The 19,301-nt window shown below is 44.5% G+C and carries 17 protein-coding genes and 2 tRNA genes; all 19 read right to left on the minus strand.

The window, feature by feature from the left end; translation table 11 throughout:
• Positions 1-161 precede the first annotated feature (161 nt).
• Positions 162-2,642, minus strand: a complete 2,481-nt coding sequence (locus tag ACRN9H_RS05310) for a S9 family peptidase (RefSeq protein WP_432312769.1) — start codon at positions 2,640-2,642, stop codon at positions 162-164.
• Between the two features lie 191 nt (positions 2,643-2,833).
• Positions 2,834-3,418 (minus strand): anthranilate synthase component II, encoded by a 585-nt coding sequence (locus tag ACRN9H_RS05315; RefSeq protein WP_338726521.1) that lies wholly within the window; start codon positions 3,416-3,418, stop codon positions 2,834-2,836.
• Between the two features lie 181 nt (positions 3,419-3,599).
• Positions 3,600-4,037 (minus strand): ClpXP protease specificity-enhancing factor, encoded by a 438-nt coding sequence (locus ACRN9H_RS05320; protein ID WP_432312770.1) that lies wholly within the window; start codon positions 4,035-4,037, stop codon positions 3,600-3,602.
• Positions 4,037-4,666 carry a stringent starvation protein SspA gene (gene sspA / locus ACRN9H_RS05325; RefSeq protein ID WP_076498011.1) on the minus strand — a complete coding sequence of 210 codons (630 nt, stop codon included), beginning with the start codon at positions 4,664-4,666 and terminating at the stop codon, positions 4,037-4,039. The genes ACRN9H_RS05320 and sspA overlap by 1 nt, the downstream gene beginning before the upstream one ends.
• A gap of 96 nt (positions 4,667-4,762) precedes the next feature.
• Positions 4,763-5,461 (minus strand): cytochrome c1, encoded by a 699-nt coding sequence (locus tag ACRN9H_RS05330; RefSeq protein WP_432312771.1) that lies wholly within the window; start codon positions 5,459-5,461, stop codon positions 4,763-4,765.
• The gene (locus ACRN9H_RS05335) at positions 5,461-6,675 is read right to left on the minus strand and encodes a cytochrome b (RefSeq protein ID WP_432312772.1); all 1,215 of its coding nucleotides are present in this window, start codon (positions 6,673-6,675) and stop codon (positions 5,461-5,463) included. Before ACRN9H_RS05335 ends, ACRN9H_RS05330 begins: the two co-directional genes overlap by 1 nt.
• Positions 6,675-7,265, minus strand: coding sequence for a ubiquinol-cytochrome c reductase iron-sulfur subunit (gene petA / locus ACRN9H_RS05340; protein ID WP_006080059.1), 591 nt, complete (start codon positions 7,263-7,265; stop codon positions 6,675-6,677). Before petA ends, ACRN9H_RS05335 begins: the two co-directional genes overlap by 1 nt.
• A 368-nt stretch (positions 7,266-7,633) precedes the next feature.
• Positions 7,634-8,527 (minus strand): protease modulator HflC, encoded by an 894-nt coding sequence (hflC, locus tag ACRN9H_RS05345; protein ID WP_432312773.1) that lies wholly within the window; start codon positions 8,525-8,527, stop codon positions 7,634-7,636.
• Positions 8,528-8,530: 3 nt separating this feature from the next.
• Positions 8,531-9,673: an FtsH protease activity modulator HflK gene (gene hflK / locus ACRN9H_RS05350; RefSeq protein WP_432312774.1), complete on the minus strand. Its 1,143-nt coding sequence runs from the start codon at positions 9,671-9,673 to the stop codon at positions 8,531-8,533.
• Between the two features lie 36 nt (positions 9,674-9,709).
• The gene (gene hflX / locus ACRN9H_RS05355) at positions 9,710-11,017 is read right to left on the minus strand and encodes a ribosome rescue GTPase HflX (protein WP_432312775.1); all 1,308 of its coding nucleotides are present in this window, start codon (positions 11,015-11,017) and stop codon (positions 9,710-9,712) included.
• 23 nt (positions 11,018-11,040) lie between these two features.
• Positions 11,041-11,313, minus strand: coding sequence for an RNA chaperone Hfq (gene hfq / locus ACRN9H_RS05360; RefSeq protein WP_263187640.1), 273 nt, complete (start codon positions 11,311-11,313; stop codon positions 11,041-11,043).
• A gap of 92 nt (positions 11,314-11,405) precedes the next feature.
• On the minus strand, positions 11,406-12,332 hold the full coding sequence (gene miaA, locus ACRN9H_RS05365) for a tRNA (adenosine(37)-N6)-dimethylallyltransferase MiaA (protein WP_432312776.1): 927 nt from the start codon (positions 12,330-12,332) through the stop codon (positions 11,406-11,408).
• On the minus strand, positions 12,325-14,238 hold the full coding sequence (mutL, locus tag ACRN9H_RS05370) for a DNA mismatch repair endonuclease MutL (RefSeq protein WP_432312777.1): 1,914 nt from the start codon (positions 14,236-14,238) through the stop codon (positions 12,325-12,327). Before mutL ends, miaA begins: the two co-directional genes overlap by 8 nt.
• A 13-nt stretch (positions 14,239-14,251) precedes the next feature.
• Positions 14,252-15,724, minus strand: a complete 1,473-nt coding sequence (locus ACRN9H_RS05375) for an N-acetylmuramoyl-L-alanine amidase (protein ID WP_432312778.1) — start codon at positions 15,722-15,724, stop codon at positions 14,252-14,254.
• Between the two features lie 8 nt (positions 15,725-15,732).
• A complete protein-coding gene (tsaE, locus tag ACRN9H_RS05380; protein WP_432312779.1) occupies positions 15,733-16,191 on the minus strand; it encodes a tRNA (adenosine(37)-N6)-threonylcarbamoyltransferase complex ATPase subunit type 1 TsaE in 459 nt (152 codons plus the stop codon).
• A 95-nt stretch (positions 16,192-16,286) separates the two neighbouring features.
• Positions 16,287-17,771 carry an NAD(P)H-hydrate dehydratase gene (locus ACRN9H_RS05385; RefSeq protein WP_432312780.1) on the minus strand — a complete coding sequence of 495 codons (1,485 nt, stop codon included), beginning with the start codon at positions 17,769-17,771 and terminating at the stop codon, positions 16,287-16,289.
• 264 nt (positions 17,772-18,035) lie between these two features.
• Entirely contained in the window at positions 18,036-18,491 is a 456-nt protein-coding gene (locus ACRN9H_RS05390; protein WP_220774420.1) for a hypothetical protein, read from the minus strand.
• Positions 18,492-19,093: 602 nt separating this feature from the next.
• A tRNA-Gly gene (locus ACRN9H_RS05395) sits at positions 19,094-19,169 on the minus strand.
• 34 nt (positions 19,170-19,203) lie between these two features.
• Positions 19,204-19,279, minus strand: a tRNA-Gly gene (locus ACRN9H_RS05400).
• Positions 19,280-19,301 lie beyond the last annotated feature (22 nt).

Raw genomic sequence — 19,301 nt, forward strand, 5'->3', positions numbered from 1 at the left:
CAATCAAACTCTCAAAATCATTACAATTTCAGCACATACACTTAATCTTAGCAATAACGCAAAGTCGTAGAACACAAACATAGTGTTATATCGGATATTTCCTACTCAGTTGCCCAATCAAAAGGCCTCATATAGAGGCCTTTACAGGAAGTTGAGCTGAGTTATTTGAGTTCTTGTTCGAATAACTTATAGATGCGGCGGTATTCGTCTAACCAGCTAGAAGGCTGACGGAAACCATGGGGCTCGACAGGATAAATCGCCGTTTCAAAGGTCGGTTTTTCCAGTTCGATCAAATGCTGCACCATACGCACGCTGTCTTGGAAGAAAACGTTGTCGTCCATAACGCCACTCATAATAAGCAGTGGTTTCGTTAATCCTTGGGCATGCTCAATCGGAGAGCTGCGCTCATAGGCGATAGGATCAACATCAGGCGTATTTAAGATGTTGGAGGTATAAGGCGCATTATAATGTGCCCAGTCTGCCACAGGACGCAATGCGGCTCCTGCTTGGAACAAATCAGGTGCAGTGAACAATGACATAAAGGTTAAGAATCCACCGTAAGAGCCACCATAAGTCCCGACACGCTTAGTATCGACATGGGTATGAGTCGCCATCCACGTTACGCCATCCTTTAAGTCTTCCACTTCTGGATGACCCATATTGCGATAAATCGCCGTACGCCAATCGCGACCATAACCCTTAGAGCCACGGTAATCCATGTCCATCACAACATAACCTTGTTGAGTCAGCAGGTTGTGGAACATAAACTCGCGAAAATAACCGCTAAAACCATAATCGGCATTCTGCAGATAACCTGCACCGTGATTGAAAATCACCGCAGGATATTTCTCAGCGCGGGACTTATCATAGCCTTGCGGCAAATAAACGCGGGCGTACACATTGCCAGCACCATGATTTGAAGGTACTGCTACCACTTCTGGCGCTTGCCATGGGTAATTTTTGAAGGCATCACTGGTATAAGACGTCAGCTGCTTTAACTCGCCGCCAATGGGTTGAACATAAAGCTCATTTGGCTGTGTGCGGCGTGAGGCATTGAGTAATAGCTGAGTGCCATCGGGGCTTAGGCTGTAATCTAAGTTGCCATCCCACTGCGTTAATTGCTCATTTTTACCTGTAGCTAAGTTCACCCGGTGAACGTTATAAATGCCAGGGTGAGTTTGGTTAGCTTTGTAGTAGATATAATTCGCGTCCGGTGACAGCGTAATATCGCTCACCACAAACTTGCCTTGGGTTAAGGCGCGCGGCTTTTCACCGAGTCCTTTCACATAGAGCTGTGAATAACCTGATTCTTCCGACAAATAGTACAGAGAATCCGTCCTCGGCAACCAACCGAATTGGTTATAGTCGTAATTCACCCAAGCGTCGTCATGCAAACGATGTTCGGTGGTGAATTTACCTTTAGCTAAATCGACACTGGCTATCCAGCGATCTTTGTTATCGGTGGCTTCTAGCATCAGGGCTAATTTATCTTCCGATTCATGCCACTGAATCGCGCTCTGGGTCCAGCCCCAATCCTGAATTAGCTGAATTTTGCGTGGCGCTTTAGTGCTTTGGTAAGTTTCACCTTTCGCTTTAGCATTCTCAGCTTTCACTTTGGCAAGCACATCTTCATCAAAACCAGTCAGGCCCTCGATAGTGATATCGACTTGTTTATGCTGGTTTAAATCAAGCACTACAAAGCGTTGTCCTGGCGGCGTATCTTCAGCCACACGTGCACGCACGGGTACAGGGTCGATATAACCGTCGCTACCTAAGTAGTTAGGCATGATGTCGTGTTCGCTGCTGCCGGTGTAATTCTTATCGGTCAGAGCAAGTAAAATATAGCGGCCATCCGGTGACAGGCTGAGCTCTGACACCACTTCGCTATCGCCTAAATACCAAGTGCTGGCGGCGAGCGTTGGATCGCTTTTTTGCAATTCATCTTTGTACTGTGCTTTGGCTTTGGCATTCTCTTGCTGCAGCGCCACATACTTAATCAATCTGTGCTGTTGCTTAGCAATATAAGACGTTGGATCTGTTACACCTTCTGGCGCTTTCGCCATTTTAATTTCGGCAAGCTGCTCGACTAAGCCTGAGTCTTGATGAATTTGGAAAACATTGTCGCCCTGCCAATAGGCGATATCGCCATTATTGAGATAACGCACGCCATCGATGGCACTGCGCTGACGAGTCAGTTGGCTGATTTTACCTGTGCTTAATTGCTTAACAAAAATGTTGCCCTGATACAGATAAGCCTTGTGGGACTTAGTGCGATCAAACACGCCAAACTGCTGATCTGCCGCGTGTAATTTATCAAGCGCTAGCTCGACTGCGCGACTGTCATTGATGCCTTGCTGATAATAACTGCGCAGAGGTGAAGCACTCGCTTGGCGGGCAAACAGCACGCTTTGGCTATCGTCGCTCCAGTAAGCTTCTTTGGCGAAAACCCCCATCCAATCGGGATTTGCCATAATTTGATTAAGCGTAAGCGCCTGTGAAACCTGTGGCGGTTGGGCTAAGGGAACTTGGAATGCTTGCGGGGATGATGCAGGAGCTGCTGTTTCAGTCGATGTCGCTGCGCAACCTGCCAATACGGCAACCGCTAACGCACTTAAACCCAAATTTCGCATTACGCTTCTCATTTGTCCTTCCTTTTATTGTTATCGCAATGGCTAAATGACCCAGTCGAGTTTACCTGCTGGTTTTGCCTATTCGCGTAGTTTTGCCGAAGTTATAGCATAGTTAATTGCTAAACTTGCTTAAAAAAAGGATAAATCTTGTAACAGAAATTGATAGTACGAATATAGTGCGGGTAGTTTTTAGGACGAGGAAATTATACAGGCACAGCAGGTTGAGCTAAAAAATTGGCTAATAGTTCGAGACCTTGCTCGGTAAGAATCGATTCGGGATGAAATTGCACCCCATACAGCGGTAAGTCCTGATGGCTCATGGCCATGATTTCTCGGCCATGGATCGGATCATCAAACCAAGCATCGAGAACAAAACCTTCAGGCACAGCATCTACCAATAACGAGTGATAACGTGTGACGGTTAAGGGCTGATTTAATCCCTCAAATAACCGCTGGCCAGTATGCGCAATGGCGCTGACCTTGCCGTGCATTACCCGCTCGGCACGCACCACATTGGCACCAAAAACCTGCGCCATCGCCTGATGCCCTAAACACACACCGAGGATCGGCATGCGCGTGGCAAAATGCTCAATCGCCGCAAGGGAAATCCCCGCCTCATTGGGAGTGCAAGGGCCGGGCGAAATCACCAGATGAGTAGGCGCAAGCGCCTCGATTTCGGCGATGCTAATTTCGTCATTACGTTTGACCACTATCTCTTGCCCTAGCTGCTGAAAATACTGCACTAAATTAAAGGTAAAAGAGTCGTAATTATCGATCATTAGCAACATACAAGATCCATTGGACTGAATGGTAAAGGTATAACGCATATCCAACGGATGAATGCGGGCGCAAATGCTACCACAGGTTTAGTTAATTACGGCGATAAAATACAGCGACAAAAAAGCCAGTCATTCGACTGGCTTAGTTTTAAAACAACTTGAGCATTCCACCACAGCTATTTAGCGGCCGTTATTTAACGACGGTCAAATGGCTGCGACGCTTGGGTGGCTCATCAGTCGATTCAGGCGCTTTAGCGTTTGTCTTAACAACCGATAAAGATGAATCGACTTCATCATCAATCAGATAAGCATCTTCGATATCGAAGACAGTACCCGAGCCGTTTTCACGGGCATAAATAGCGACAATAGCCGCCATCGGTAACATTACCTGCTGAGGAACACCGCCGAAACGTGCATTGAACTCCACAAACTCATTGCTAATTTGCAAATTGCCCACTGCGCCAGCAGCGATGTTTAACACTATCTGGCCATCCTTCACGTATTGCTGTGGTACTTGGGTACCTTTAACAAAGGCATCCACCACAACGTGAGGAGTCAATTGGTTATCCATCAACCAATCATAGTAAGCCCTTAGTAAATAAGGACGATTTGGAGTCAAAGGTTTCATTACATACCCATGCGCATTTCGCGTTCAGCTTCAGTTAAAGAAGCTTTAAACGATTCACGCTCAAAAATTCGGGTCATATACGCTTTGATATCTTTAGCGACACGGCTATCTAGCTCAATACCTAATACAGGTAAGCGCCATAACAATGGGCCAAGGTAGCAATCCGCTAGACCAAATTCTTCGCTCATGAAGTAAGGCACTTCACCGAAGACAGGTGCTATAGCAATCAGGCTTTCAGTCAACTCTTTACGAGCCGCTTCAACGCGATCACCCTTACGGATACGCTCAACTAGCGCATACCAGTCTGTATCTATACGGTGCATCATCAAACGGCTTTGACCGCGAGAGACTGGATAAACTGGCATCAAAGGCGGATGAGGAAAACGTTCATCCAAATATTCCATGATAATGCGTGATTCGTATAATACGAGTTCACGGTCTACCAAAGTAGGCACTGAGTTATATGGGTTGACTTCAAGTAAGTCCTCAGGCATTTCGTTAGGGTCGACCTGTAAAACATCAACAGTAACCCCTTTCTCAGCTAACACGATACGCACTTGATGGCTATACAGATCATCAGCACCTGAAAACAGTGTCATGATAGAGCGTTTGTTGGCAGCAACAGCCATTGATACCCTCCAGAATCGAAATAAAACAAAAGTAAACGAGGGGCAAAGCCCCCCGTTTACACTATGCGGATATTACATTTTACCCGTTATTGGTGCCTAGTGTACATCTTTCCAATACTCTTTCTTCAAGAGGTAGGCCACAATAAAGAATATAAATAGGAATCCGAGTACCCACCAACCCATAGCTTTACGCTCTAATTGGACAGGTTCAGCAGAATAGACTAAGAAGCCAGTGATATCACGTACAGCTTGGTCGTATTCTTCCGCATTTAATTTACCGCCAGTCACAACAATAGAACCATCGGCTTGTTTAACAGGTGTACCCTGTAATTCTTCAAGCACGTGAGGCATACCAACCGATGGGAATACTGTGTTATTCACACCAAATGGGCGACTAGGGTCTTTATAGAAGCCTTTCAGATATGAATAAACCCAATCCTCTCCACGAACGCGCGCCACTAAGGTTAAGTCTGGTGGTGTAGCGCCAAACCATTTAGCAGCATCTTTTTGTGGGATCGCGTTTTGCATCAGCTCACCAATTTTAGCATCGGTAAACATGTACTTATTACGCATATCATCAGCAGAGATACCAAGATCGGTAGCTACGCGTTCATAACGTTGATATTGAGTGCTATGACAACCAGAGCAATAATGTTGGAACAGGTCCACACCACGCTCTAAAGAAGCTTTATCATGCAAATCAACATTGGCATCTTCCAAATGTATTTTATGTCCGCTCGCGGCCATAGCCAGCGTCGGCAACAAGGTAACTAATGCAATCAGTAATTTTTTCATTAGTGTGTCAACCTCGCTGGAACGGGTTTAGTTTTTTCATTCTTGCTGTATACCCACAGCGCCACAAAGAAACCAAAGTAAGTGAACGTAAATACCTGTGCAACGATCGTTAGTGCTGGCGTAGCAGGAACCACACCTAAATAACCTAAGACGATGAACGAAACAGCAAACTGAGCAATGTTCAGCTTGTGTAATGTACTACGGTAACGAACTGACTTCACTTTACAGCGATCTAACCATGGCAATACAAACAGTACTGCAATCGATAGTCCCATCATCACAACACCAGCTAATTTGTCTGGGATCGCACGCAAAATAGCGTAGAAAGGTGTGAAGTACCAAACAGGAGCAATATGCTCAGGCGTCTTCATGGAGTTAGCCGCTTCAAAGTTTGGCTTCTCAAGGAAGTAGCCACCGCCTTCTGGAATGAAGAACAACACATAACAGAACACGATCAGGAAGCCTGCGACACCCATGATGTCTTTTACTGTGTAGTATGGGTGGAATGGAATACCATCAACTGGCCAGCCATTCTCGTCTTTGTTTTTCTTAATTTCGATACCATCAGGGTTGTTTGAACCCACTTCGTGTAACGCAATTAAGTGTAAGAACACAAGAACCACTAATACTAACGGCAGTGCGATAACGTGCAATGCGAAGAATCGGTTTAGTGTCGCGCCAGAGATCACGTAGTCACCCCGGATCCACAGAGTCAAGTCATCACCAATAACGGGGATAGCACCGAACAGCGAAATAATAACCTGCGCGCCCCAATATGACATTTGTCCCCATGGCAGCAAATAACCCATAAAGGCTTCAGCCATCAACACGAGGAAAATTAACATACCGAACAGCCACAGTAGCTCTCTAGGCTTCTGATATGAACCGTAGATCAAACCACGGAACATGTGCAGATAAATCACCACAAAGAAAGCAGAAGCACCCGTAGAGTGCATATAACGCAGCAACCAACCGTATTCAACGTCACGCATTATGTATTCAACAGAAGCGAAAGCGCCTTCTGCTGTTGGTACATAGTTCATTGTTAACCAGATACCCGTCAGTAATTGGTTAACCAATACTAACATCGCTAGTGAACCGAAAAAGTACCAAAAGTTAAAGTTAGTTGGCGTAGCATACTGACCCACGTGACGGTTATAAGTCGCCGTCATTGGGATACGCGCATCAATCCAATTAATTAAATTCTTAACCATTACGCCACTCCTTTATCTACACCAATAATCACGGTGCCATCATCAACATATTGATGTGGAGGGATAACTAAGTTCAATGGAGCTGGTACGCCTTGAAAAACGCGACCGGCCATATCGAACTTAGAGCCATGACATGGACAGAAGAAACCAGAAGTGACACCTTCAACTTGCTCACCGAATGAATCAGGCAAATAAGTAGGTGAACATCCGAGGTGGGTACAAATACCGACAGCAATAAAATACTCTGGCTTAATTGAGCGCAAAGGATTGGTTGCATAATCAGGCTGCTGCATTTCAGCAGAAGCAGGATCTCTTAACTTATCATCATGTGTTGGCAGTTCATTGATCACAGCATCTGTGCGACGGACAACCCATACAGGTTTTCCACGCCACTCAACACGGATCAGCTGACCTGGCTCTACTTTACTAATATTTACTTCGACCGGTGCACCTGCAGCTTTTGCTTTGGCACTCGGATTCCATGACTTGATGAAAGGAACCGCTACAGCGACGGCACCAGCACCACCTACTACGGCGGTTGCAGCTGTCAGGAATCTGCGACGTCCGGTATCGACTGGCGCATTGCTCATCCACTTATCTCCCAGAGGGTGTTGGAATTTTTATATTTCAAAGACCTTCGGCCTTAGTCATCACTAGGGTCAAAAATCGAAGTTTGAAGCGGGGCTCATTATAGCTAAAAATTAGAAGCAGATCATAGTGAAAACACTCAAGTAAGTTAGGGAGATTGCGTGTTTTTTCAAAAAAGTTCAAAAAACATCCCACTTTTAGCTATTTTCAATCTATTTAGAGAGTATTTTAAACACCTCGCCCGTAGCTTAGGCATAAAGCATGCATCGCTAATGTGAATGCGCATTTACATTGCTATATCGATTAACAATCATTAGATAAAAAATAGGCCCTGCATTGCAGGGCCTATTAAATTAATTAATGTTATGTCTTATTTCTTAGGTGCAGTGCTCTTCATATACTTGAAAAACTCGCTATCAGGCTCTAACACCATGATATCGGACTTACCTGAAAAACTCGCACGATAGGCTTCTAAGCTACGTACAAAACCAAAGAACTCAGCATCTTTACTGTAGGCATCAGAATAGATCTTCGCTGCTAATGCATCACCTTCACCACGAATGGTTAAGGCTTTACGCTCAGCTTCAGCAATCTTCACTGTTACATTGGCATCAATCGTTGCACGAATGATTTCAGATTGCTCTTTACCTTGTGCTCTATGCTCTTTTGCCACAGCTTGACGCTCGGCGCGCATACGTTGGTAAATACTGTTACTAACGTTAGCAGGTAAATTGATTTGCTTTACACGCACATCAACAACTTCAATACCTAAGTCTTTAGCGCTTTCTGAGGCGTTTTCTAACGCATCATTTTGCAATTCATCACGCTTACCAGAAACAATCTCTCTGATAGTGCGACGACCAAACTCTGTGCGTAAATCGTTGTTGATCTTACGTTGTAATAGCGATTCTGCATTCGACTTAATACCACCGTTTGTAGACAGGTAATATTTTTCGAAATCCGCAATACGCCACTTCACATAGGAATCGACCATAAGGTCTTTCTTTTCTGAAGTCACAAAACGATCGGCTGCGCCATCAAGTGTTTGAATACGCGCATCAAGTAGCTTCACTTTGTCAATCACTGGCACTTTAACATGCAGACCAGGACTATAGACACGAGTGACTTGCTTACCGTCAACATTGTCTTTTAGTATTTCACCAAAACGCGCCACGATAGCCCGCTCGCCTTCATTCACCACCATTAAAGATGACAAACCAATACCTAAGAGTACGGCGATAAGAATAATACTTAATCTACCCATGGATTACTCCCTCCCTTGGCGAGTACGATCATCGCGGGATGGACGTCCACTCAAAGGCTCATTCGCGCGAGTCGTTGATACAGATGAAGAATTGACATTTTGCTGTGGAATTACTTCCAGCTCAGTTGTCGCAGGCTTCTGCTGAATTAACTTATCTAGCGGTAGATACATTAAGTTGCCATTATTTTTGGCATCAATCAGCACCTTATTCGTATCCGTCATCACTTGCTGCATTGTATCAAGATACAAACGCTTACGAGTGACGTCAGGCGCGGCTTGATACTCAGGTAATAACAGCTCAAAACGAGCCACTTTACCGCGAGCTTCTAACACTTCACGTTCTTTATACGCACTCGCTTGCTGTGCCATACGTTCAACTTCACCACGAGCTTTAGGTTCAATTTCACGGGCATAAGCTTCAGCTTCACGAATAAAACGCTGCTCATCTTCTTGGGCAGAAATCGCATCATCGAAGGCGTCTTTCACTTCTTCAGGCGGACGTGCCGGCAAGAAGTTAACGTCAACAACGGCAAGACCCAGTTTATACGGTTCAAGAATGCGCTCGAGTTCTTTCCACGTATCGCGACGAATAGCATCACGGCCTGTAGTCAGAATATCATCCATTTTGTTATGTCCAATAACATAACGCAGTGCACTGTCTGTCGCTTCACGCAAACTGGCGTTCGCATCGACGGCACTAAATAGATATGAGTAAGCATCTAAAATACGATACTGAACATCAAGCTCAACTTTCACGACGTTTTCATCGGATGTCAGCATGCTACCAGACGCAGGAATTGAGCGAACTGATTGAATATCAACAGGAAAAATTTCATCTATAAACGTAGCCTTCCAGTGAAGACCCGGACCAATTTCGCCATTGTGTTGACCAAATCGCAGTGCCACACCACGTTCTGCTTCTTTAATTGTATAAAAACCCGAAAGTCCCCAAACAACCACAGCAACAGCAAGAATGATGATTAAGCTAAACGAGCTAAAAGATTGACCTGATGAGCCATTTCCTTTGCCGCCAAAGCGTTTTGAAAGATTACGAAAAACCTCATCGAGGTCCGGTGGCCCTTTGTCGTTACCACCTTTATTTCCCCAAGGATCATTACCCTTGTTACCGGGCTCATTCCAAGCCATTTAGCACTCCATAAGTGGATGAAATAAATTAGATTATTAACGTGTACCTTCATCTATCGATTCATCGAAGATAAAGGTTTCTAACTCACCCTGACTCTGTTTAGTTAATCGGCGCCAATTGGCATCCGATAAACGAACAGACAAAATACAGTTCCCCAGTGAGTCGTACTCCTTCTGCTGTATTGCATCCAGTCGATAAAACTGGCCAAGATAATGTCCAGCAGTTGCCGGAATTCTAAGTGTGAGCTCTTGAATTACCTCACCAATTAATTCAGTAATGGCTTTTAAGAGTAAATCAAATCCCAAATGCTTTTGGGCTGAAACCCAAACTCGAGTCGGTTTACCCATATCGTCATATTCAATTCTTGGCGTTACATCCTCGAGTAAATCGATTTTGTTACATACCACGAGCTGCATGACTTCATCGGCTCCAATTTCTTTCAATACAGACTGAACTTGATCAAAATTATCCGTCATATTTTCATCTGCACAATCGACAATATGCAGTAATAACTCAGCCTGTTTTGTCTCTTGCAAGGTTGCCTTAAATGCAGCAACAAGATCATGAGGCAAATGACGGATAAACCCTACAGTATCCGCTAATATCACGGCACCATCGGGTAAGTTTAACTTTCTTAATGTGGGGTCGAGAGTAGCAAATAGCTGGTCAGCAGCATAAACATCTGATGATGTTAAAGCATTAAACAGCGTTGATTTACCCGCGTTTGTATAACCAACTAATGACACTGTCGATAAATCACTGCGCTTACGCGCACGCCGACTCTGTTCACGTTGCTTATCAACTCGCTCTAAACGCTTATTAATATTCTTAATCCGACCTCTGAGCAAACGTCTATCGGTTTCGAGCTGAGTTTCCCCAGGACCACGTAGACCAATACCGCCTTTTTGCCTCTCCAGATGCGTCCAACCACGGATAAGACGAGTCGACATGTGGCGCAATTGCGCTAGCTCCACCTGTAACTTACCTTCGTGTGTCCGTGCTCGTTGGGCAAAAATATCTAGAATAAGCGTCGTACGGTCGAGCACGCGACACTGACATACCCGTTCTAGATTACGCTCTTGAGCCGGACTCAACGCATGATTAAAAATCACGACATTGGCATCGGTCGCCGCCACTAATGCGGCTAACTCTTCAGCTTTACCTGAACCCACAAAAAACTTACGATCCGGCGAACGTCGACTTCCAGTAATAACACCAACCGATTTAGCTCCGGCGGATTCAACTAATAACTGCAGCTCAGTTAAATCTTCTCGGCGTTCCTCATCGGAAAAGTCGATATGGACAAGAACCGCTGTTTCTCCAGCCTCATAACGATCAAACAAGAAGCAAACTCCTCAGATAAAACTTATTCGCCACTAGGCGCATCATCTTGTGCACCATATCCGCCCTGAGCATTTTGATGCGGAGTAACGTTAAATGGACGCGCAGGCACAACAGTAGAAATAGCGTGTTTGTAAACCATTTGGCTCACAGTATTTTTCAACAGTATGACAAATTGATCAAACGACTCTACCTGTCCTTGGAGCTTAATGCCGTTTACCAAGTAAATAGATACAGGAACGCGTTCACGACGCAATGCGTTCAAAAATGGGTCTTGTAAAGATTGCCCCTTAGCCATTTTATTATTTCCTTTTTAATTTATATAAAACAAACCGATATAAGTGATAGTTTTTTGTTTAGTTTTAGTATTATACAGCAAGGGCTAATAAGCTAGCGGCATTGACGCATAAGTGTAACTAAATTCCCCTCAGCACCACTTTCAAGCCAATTCAACTCTGGCCAACTGCGCAACCATGTTAATTGACGCTTAGCTAATTGCCTAGTAGCAGCAACCGCTTTTTCGACCATAGTATCATAGTCAAACTCACCATCTAGGTATTGCCAGCATTGTCGATAGCCCACACAACGCATTGATGGTAAATCTAAATGTAAGTCTTCTCGGGCTTTAAGCTGAGCAACTTCCTCAATAAAACCTTGTGCGAGCATAATCGTAAAACGTTGCGCAATTAAGTCATGCAGCGTTTTACGCTCACGTGGTGCAATTGCAAACTGCACTACGTCATAAGGTAAAGGAGCAGACTTAGTTTGCGTCAACTCGGTCATACTCTTACCGCTTATTCTATAGACTTCCAGCGCTCTGGAAAGTCTTTGTGGATCATTAGGATGAATTCTTTCTGCCGACACGGGATCTATCTCCCTTAATTGGTCATGCAGCGCTTCCCATCCTATAGTATCGGCTTCAGTTTGAATATCAGCCCTAATGGCTTCATCCGCGCTAGGCAAAGGCGATAGACCTTCGAGTAACGCTTTGAAATACATCATGGTTCCACCAACCAATACTGGTGTTTTTCCCATGCTGATAATTTTTTCTATTTCGGCTATCGCATCGACTCTAAAATCGGCTGCCGAATAGCTTTCACTGGGATCTCGAATATCAATTAATCTATGTGGCCCGCGAGCTAACTCTTCAGCAGAGGGTTTGGCACTGCCGATATCCATACCACGGTAAATTAATGCTGAATCAACCGAAATAATTTCACAATTATGCTTCTCTGCCAATGCCAATGCTAAAGCCGTCTTACCAGAGGCCGTTGGCCCCATCAAAAATAATACTTTTGGGTGTAATTTTCTATTCACTGACTTGCTCTTTTAGCCACGATTGCCAAGGTAATGAAATTGCTTTATCGATAATTAGCTGCCTTTTTTCTTCTGCTAACTGCGAAAATAAGGCCCAGGTATCTACTGCCGAAACAAATCCCGTTAAGCTATGTTTGGCTAACCAAATGGCCAACGCACTCGGCGCAGGTGCTTCAAAACGCAACGATTGTAACCACTCAGGGATAACTTTTGCTAACTGGCTCTCTCTGAGATATGGGGGCACTTTTTTAATAATCAACTGCTGATAACGAATTGTTAGTTCTAATCCAAGTTGCTGTATTAAGGTCTCGTTTTCATCAAGTACAGCTTGCCAATCTGCATCGGCGGCAACAGATACTGGCATCAGTAAAGGTTGACCAATTAATCCGGTCGCTAGTTTAGCTTCAATCTCTTGGCTTCGCGTCACTAATGCTACTGATTTAATCGATAATAAGCAGAGACTATCTCCTATTGCCATCACCCAATATTGTCCATCTAATATTGTAGGCATAGGCACTGATGGCTGAACCACTTGATCTTTAACGCTGTACGCAGGTGTTTGCAATAGCGCACCATAACTGGCAATTGCCGCCTTTGATGGCAACTCCGTACGTTGTCGAGACTCTCCCATAGAATAACTGCCACGCTGGCTATCTCTTGGCGTTACCATGCTACCAAAGGCATTCGTTTGAGTACCAAAACCAGTGCCCTCACGTCCAGCAACGACAGATTTTGCTTGCGCCGCTGCAATAACAGGAGGTTGAGCAGACTGAAGTGTATCAGCTTGCGTATTAACTTGAGCTGAATCAGCGCCAAGTGCAAACGAGACAGATGCTTCAGCGCAACGTTTAGGAGCATCCACAAATACATCTTCAACCTCATCCAAAGAGCTTGGGTGTTCGACGTTGAGCTCCCCCGCTTCTTCTAGTGCCGATTGTAATGCTTGCAGAATGTAATCATGTACATAACGTGCTTGGTGAAATCTCACCTCATGCTTAGCGGGATGCACGTTCACATCCACTTGATAGGGGTCGATATCCAACATTAACACATAGCCGGGTTGCTCAAGCTGCGCTTTTTGCGCAAAAGCCTGACGCACCGCATGATTGACTAAACGATCGCGGATAAGTCGACCATTAACATAAAAGTAATGGGTATCGTTGACCACTGACGACCAAGGTGATTGCAAATAGCCGCTAAGGCGTAAATCATCATGTTGGCATTCAATCTTTAACGCTTGTTCGGCAAAGGGTCGGCCACATACTTGCGTTAAACGCTGTAAATACTGGGTTTCATTCATTGCAGGGCGATAGTTACGCACCGTTTTGCCATTATGCGTCAGCGTAAAATGGATATCACCACGAACTAATGCAATGCGCTTTAACCATTCATCAATATGAGTAAATTCCGTTTTATCGCTCTTTAGAAAACGCCTTCGAGCCGGAGTATTAAAGAAGAGATCTACCACTTCAATGGTTGAACCGACAGGATGTGCTGCCGGCATCACCTTAACTGCCATATCTACGCCTTCGGCATGAGCTTGCCACGCCTCAGTTTGTTCAGCGGTGCGAGAGGTTAAGGTTAAGCGTGAGACTGAGCTGATACTGGCTAGCGCTTCGCCGCGAAAACCAAAACTAAGAATGGCTTCAAGATCATCTAAGGTGTGTAACTTTGATGTCGCATGGCGCGACAAGGCCAGCGCGAGTTCATCTTTAGCGATACCAGAGCCGTTATCGCGAATTTTAATCAGCTTACTGCCGCCTTTGTCGATTTCAATATCGACTCGGCTCGCTCCTGCATCGAGGCTATTCTCGACTAATTCTTTGACAACGGAAGCGGGTCTTTCAACCACTTCCCCCGCCGCAATTTGGTTCGCTAATTGCGGCGGCAGGATCTGAATACCCATCATGCTTTCCTATTTAACTCTGGGGTATGACTAGCGTTTGCCCTAGCTGCACCACATCGGATCTCATGCCATTTGCTTTTTTGATGCTAGACATAGACACGCGATAACGCTGCGCTATTGCAGATAACGATTCACCGCGGCGGACTTTATGCTTAACTTTGGTCGATACAGAATCATCCACATAAGCTTTAGGCGTTCTTCCGGTTGACGCTATATCAGTTGATGCTATTGCAATTGATGATTTTGCGGTTGCTTTTGCTGGTTTAGCGCTGTTAGATCTTACACCGCCTCTTTGAGCAAGCAAGGTATCCGCTGGCGGGTTATTGTGATAGTAACGACTCACGCCTTTATAAATCGCATTAGCAATATTTTCTTGATGGCGACTACTCGACAATAAACGCTCTTCTTTCGGGTTTGAAATAAAGCCCGTTTCGACCAAAATAGAAGGAATATCAGGTGACTTTAAAACGGCCAAACTGGCAGACTCAGGTCGACTTTTGTGCAGTTGGGTTACTCCGCCTAAGTCTTTTAAAATATCCCCAGCAACAGAATGACCAATCGCCATAGAGCTATTCATTGACATATCAAGTAAGGTCATCGCTAAATACTGTTCATTATCGGTATTTTGGATAATATCTCCCGCACCACCGAGTAATTCTGAATGTTTTTCTTTTTGCTCTAACCAACGACCAATTTCACTGTTAGCCCGCCGCATAGATAATACCCATACAGAGGCACCGCGTGGATTGGGTGAAGTAAATGCATCGGCATGAATTGACACCAACAGATCGGCTTTGCTATTACGGGCCAGTTCGGAGCGTTTATTTAAATTTACAAAATAATCACCCGTGCGGATCATCACAGCGCGCATCCCTGGCGTATCATTAATTTTACTTGCTACGCGCCTTGATATTTCTAAGGCAACCTTTTTCTCATACACTCCAGAAGGACCAATAGAACCTGGATCGTCACCGCCATGTCCCGCATCAATCGCAATAACGATATCTCGGGATGATTGCGCTGACTGAGTGACAGTTTTAATCGGTGTAGATGTCACCACTGCGGTAGCTACCGACAAGGTTTTATCTTCTAAATCAACCACTAGACGATTACCGTAGGGCGCGGTCACTGGCAAAGCAAATAAGCTGGCATTGAGAGGTTTCGCCAATTCGATGACTAAGCGTAAATCCCCCTTCGTTGGTGACTGACTTACCCGCACCCCCTTAACCAACTTACTGTTATTTTCTAGCTTATTAAGTGTCACTTTTGCGACTGATTTTTTTAAATCCACCACTAAACGGTTAGGTCCGTCCAATGTAAAATAGCTGTAATTTGGCACTTCACTTAAATCAAACACGATTCGAGTTGACTCTGGCGCAGCCCAAATACGTACGCCTTCTAACTTATTAGCTGCATAGGCAGCTACAGAGAAAAAGGAACATAACAATATTATAATAATTTGAAAATAAACGTTATTTTTTGTCATTGTTGTTTTTATTTTATCGCTGCTAATAACTTTTTACCCGACTCTGATAAAGCCTTAATGCGTATTTCACGACCACTATTTTGGTAACATAAATGTATATGGATATCCGCATCAGGCAGTAAACCCTCACCTTTATCTGGCCATTCGACAATGCACAAACTCTTATCGGTGAAATAATCACGAATACCCATAAACTCGAGCTCTTCTGGATCATTTAAGCGGTATAAATCAAAATGATAAACTTCGACACCCTCTAGCTCATATGGTTCAACTAAAGTGTAAGTTGGGCTTTTAACAGCGCCTTTATGACCCAGTCCTTGAATTAAACCGCGGCTTAGGGTTGTTTTACCGGCCCCTAAATCACCCGTAAGATACAGAGTCAAAGGCGCTTGGACATGGCGGGCTAGTTTTTGCCCTACGGCAATGGTGTCGTCTTCATTGTCTAAGAAAAAAGTTAACTCTGTCATATCCGCTTATATCACTGCTGTTATTGAGGGAGAAGCGACTCAATCTTATGAAGGAATAGGACAAAGTCCAGCCCTGCTTGAGTCTCACATACCGCCTAGAGTAAATCACTATTCACTAATTGGCGAATAAAAGGCATTAAATCACTCGCTAACATACCACGTTCTCCTTTCGCAGCCGCATGATCGGCAGCGCAGCCATGCACAACAACACCCACAACTGTCGCCTGCATATTATCCATCCCTTGAGCCATTAGCGCGCCTATAATACCAGATAACACATCGCCACACCCACCACTAGCAAGCCCAGGATTACCTACTGGCGCCACCACCATTTTTTTGCCATCAAAAATCACCGTTCCGGCACCTTTTAGTAGCACTACGCCACCATACTTCTGTTGCATAGCACGCACGGCTGCAAATCGGTCTTGCTCAATTTCAGCAACCGAACAACCGAGCAAACGCGCTGCCTCACCAGAATGAGGCGTTAATACCCAATTAGTTTGCTGGCGAGGTTCATGGCTTAAAAGATTTAATGCATCGGCATCTAAAACACAGGGCTTATCGCTTAATCCTGCGGCTTTAAACAAGTTATAACCCCAATCATGTTTACCTAGGCCCGGCCCAAGTACGATAACCTGTGCCCAACCAAGGCGTAAATACACCTCCATATCGACTAAATCACAGCCCCAAAACATGAGCTCAGGACGGGAAACATTCACGGTGAGTTGATGCTCTGCTCGACTGATTACAGTGACCAGCCCGGCTCCTGCGCGCAAACAAGCCTCACTCGCTAGCCTAACGGCACCAGCCATGCCAGCATCACCGCCAATCACGGTAACTTTGCCTGATTGGCCTTTATGACTATCACGGGCTCTAGCGGCAAAATAAGCCTTAAGTGTCTCTTTACCTACTCTTTGTGCACTCGCTTTTGCGAAGAAAGGCGTTAAGCCCAAATCAGTAAATTCAAGCTCGCCGCTATAATGCCGCGACTTACCCGTTAATAAACCTTGCTTCAAACCGCCAAAGCACAAAGTAACATCCGCCATTACCGCCACGCCAGCTATGGCGCCAGTATCGGCAATCACTCCTGAAGGTAAATCAAGGCTCAAGACCCACGCAGCGCTCTCATTGATGGCGTTAATATACTGCGCCATATTGTCACGCACAGTATCTTGCACACCGGTACCGAGTAAACCGTCGACTATTATTCTTGCCGCATGAATTAGCGCGGCGTCGAAGGTCAATAATTGTCCATCATCTGCAAGATAATGAGCCAACGCTTGCTGGCACTCAGCAGTACGTGCAGATGAAGCCATCATCACAGAAACGTTAATACCACTCGCCCTCACCAACCTCGCGCACACTAAAGCATCGGCACCATTGTTACCGCTACCAGCGAGGATTAACACAGGTAAGGCTGTGGAGTTATGTTTTGTTAAACACTCAAAAGCCGCCGCGCCAGCACGCTCGACCAATTCATAGAGGCTCAATACTCCCTGTGACACTGCACTCAATTCAGCTTCACGAACTTGCACTTGGGTATATAGCTCCTTGGGGAATTGCGATAGATCTTGTGCCATGAAGGATCTCCTTAGATGCCAATGACTATATTTCACAATGAGTTACCTCACCATAGTCATCTTGGCAGAACTGAGCAAGGCCGATAAACATCAGCTAATAGATCAAGAAAGTAGCAAGAATTGGAACGGGAAATTATGACGTAAATCAGCTCCGGCGTAGAAAACCGGCCAAACTAAGCAAAAGTAGAGCAAAAGTCGTTGATATGCAGATGGCATAAAGACAAAAACCAGCATTAGGCTGGCTTTTGGGAAAAGGTGGCAATTTTAGATATCGTCCATCCGAATCGTGCTGTGGACTAAACGCTGTTGCTGAGTTTTTTCCACTCGGATTAAGTTTGCTAACGCATTACGCGCATCTTCGGCTGTAGTTGAATTAACTGTTTTCTCTAACAAACCAATCAAACGATTTTCTAAGTCTAAGTGTAAGTTAAGCACATCGTCTTCATTCATGTTTGCAGGCAACATAGTGTCCTGGCAACGCTTGGTAAAGTCTTCAAAAGTGAAGTCTTTATACCAAGTATCAAGAATACGTGGTGGGGCTTCATCGATATAATCACCTAATTTTTCAGCCATCGTTTTTTGATGAGACTCAAAATAGTCCAACATCATCTTCACTCGAGCCGAATCAGCTTGATTATTAAGTCGGCCATAGAGTTGCGCCATATCTAAGCGGCACTTTGCCACATATTCGAGTAAATCACGTAATTGTTGAATACGCATATAATGCACTCCATTGTCAGGCCAACTACTTGGCGCTATATATTTTATGTCTAAGTTCATTATGTAAGTAAAAGCGTTACGAATATTTGAACAAGGTCATAATTTAGCTTTCGCAAGGCCATCTAATTTAGAAAAAGTTAAATAAACATACAGTAGATCACGCAGCTAAATTATATCAACCTATTTTTAAGAAGAGAGAAAAGCCAAAAGAGATCTCAAGGCACTTAAAAGATTAGCATAAGTCACCATGCTCTACATGGAGGATCTGAGATAGAGGATTTGCAACAGATGACCACTAATCAAGACAGGTATAGATAAGTTAGTTGAGGCAATAACGTGAGAAGTACAGCTAAATGACGTTAATCAACTACGATTGGAATCTATTTTCAGGTTAGCTACTTAAGCATGAGAAAAATATCTCGATATTAAGAGCAGAACTAATGAAGAGTTAACGCATTGAGGAAATAGAACAAAATTGGAGCGACATGATTTTGATCAAGAGCGGTTCGAACCGATGACCTATACCTTGGAAAACAAAGGTATCGCCATATCAAAATTACAACTGAGCTAATGTTAATTGAATAATGGAAGATTTAGGAAATTGGAGCGACATATCGGGTTCGAACCGATGACCTATACCTTGGCAAGGTATCGCTCTACCAACTGAGCTAATGTCGCATTTCACATTTTAAGACTGTGACAGTCTAGAATTTGGAGCGACATATCGGGTTCGAACCGATGACCTATACCTTGGCAAGGTATCGCTCTACCAACTGAGCTAATGTCGCATAATCTGTATTAATGATTTGG

The organism is Shewanella sp. MF08487 (assembly GCF_050848685.1).
Taxonomy (GTDB): Bacteria; Pseudomonadota; Gammaproteobacteria; order Enterobacterales; family Shewanellaceae; genus Shewanella; species Shewanella glacialipiscicola.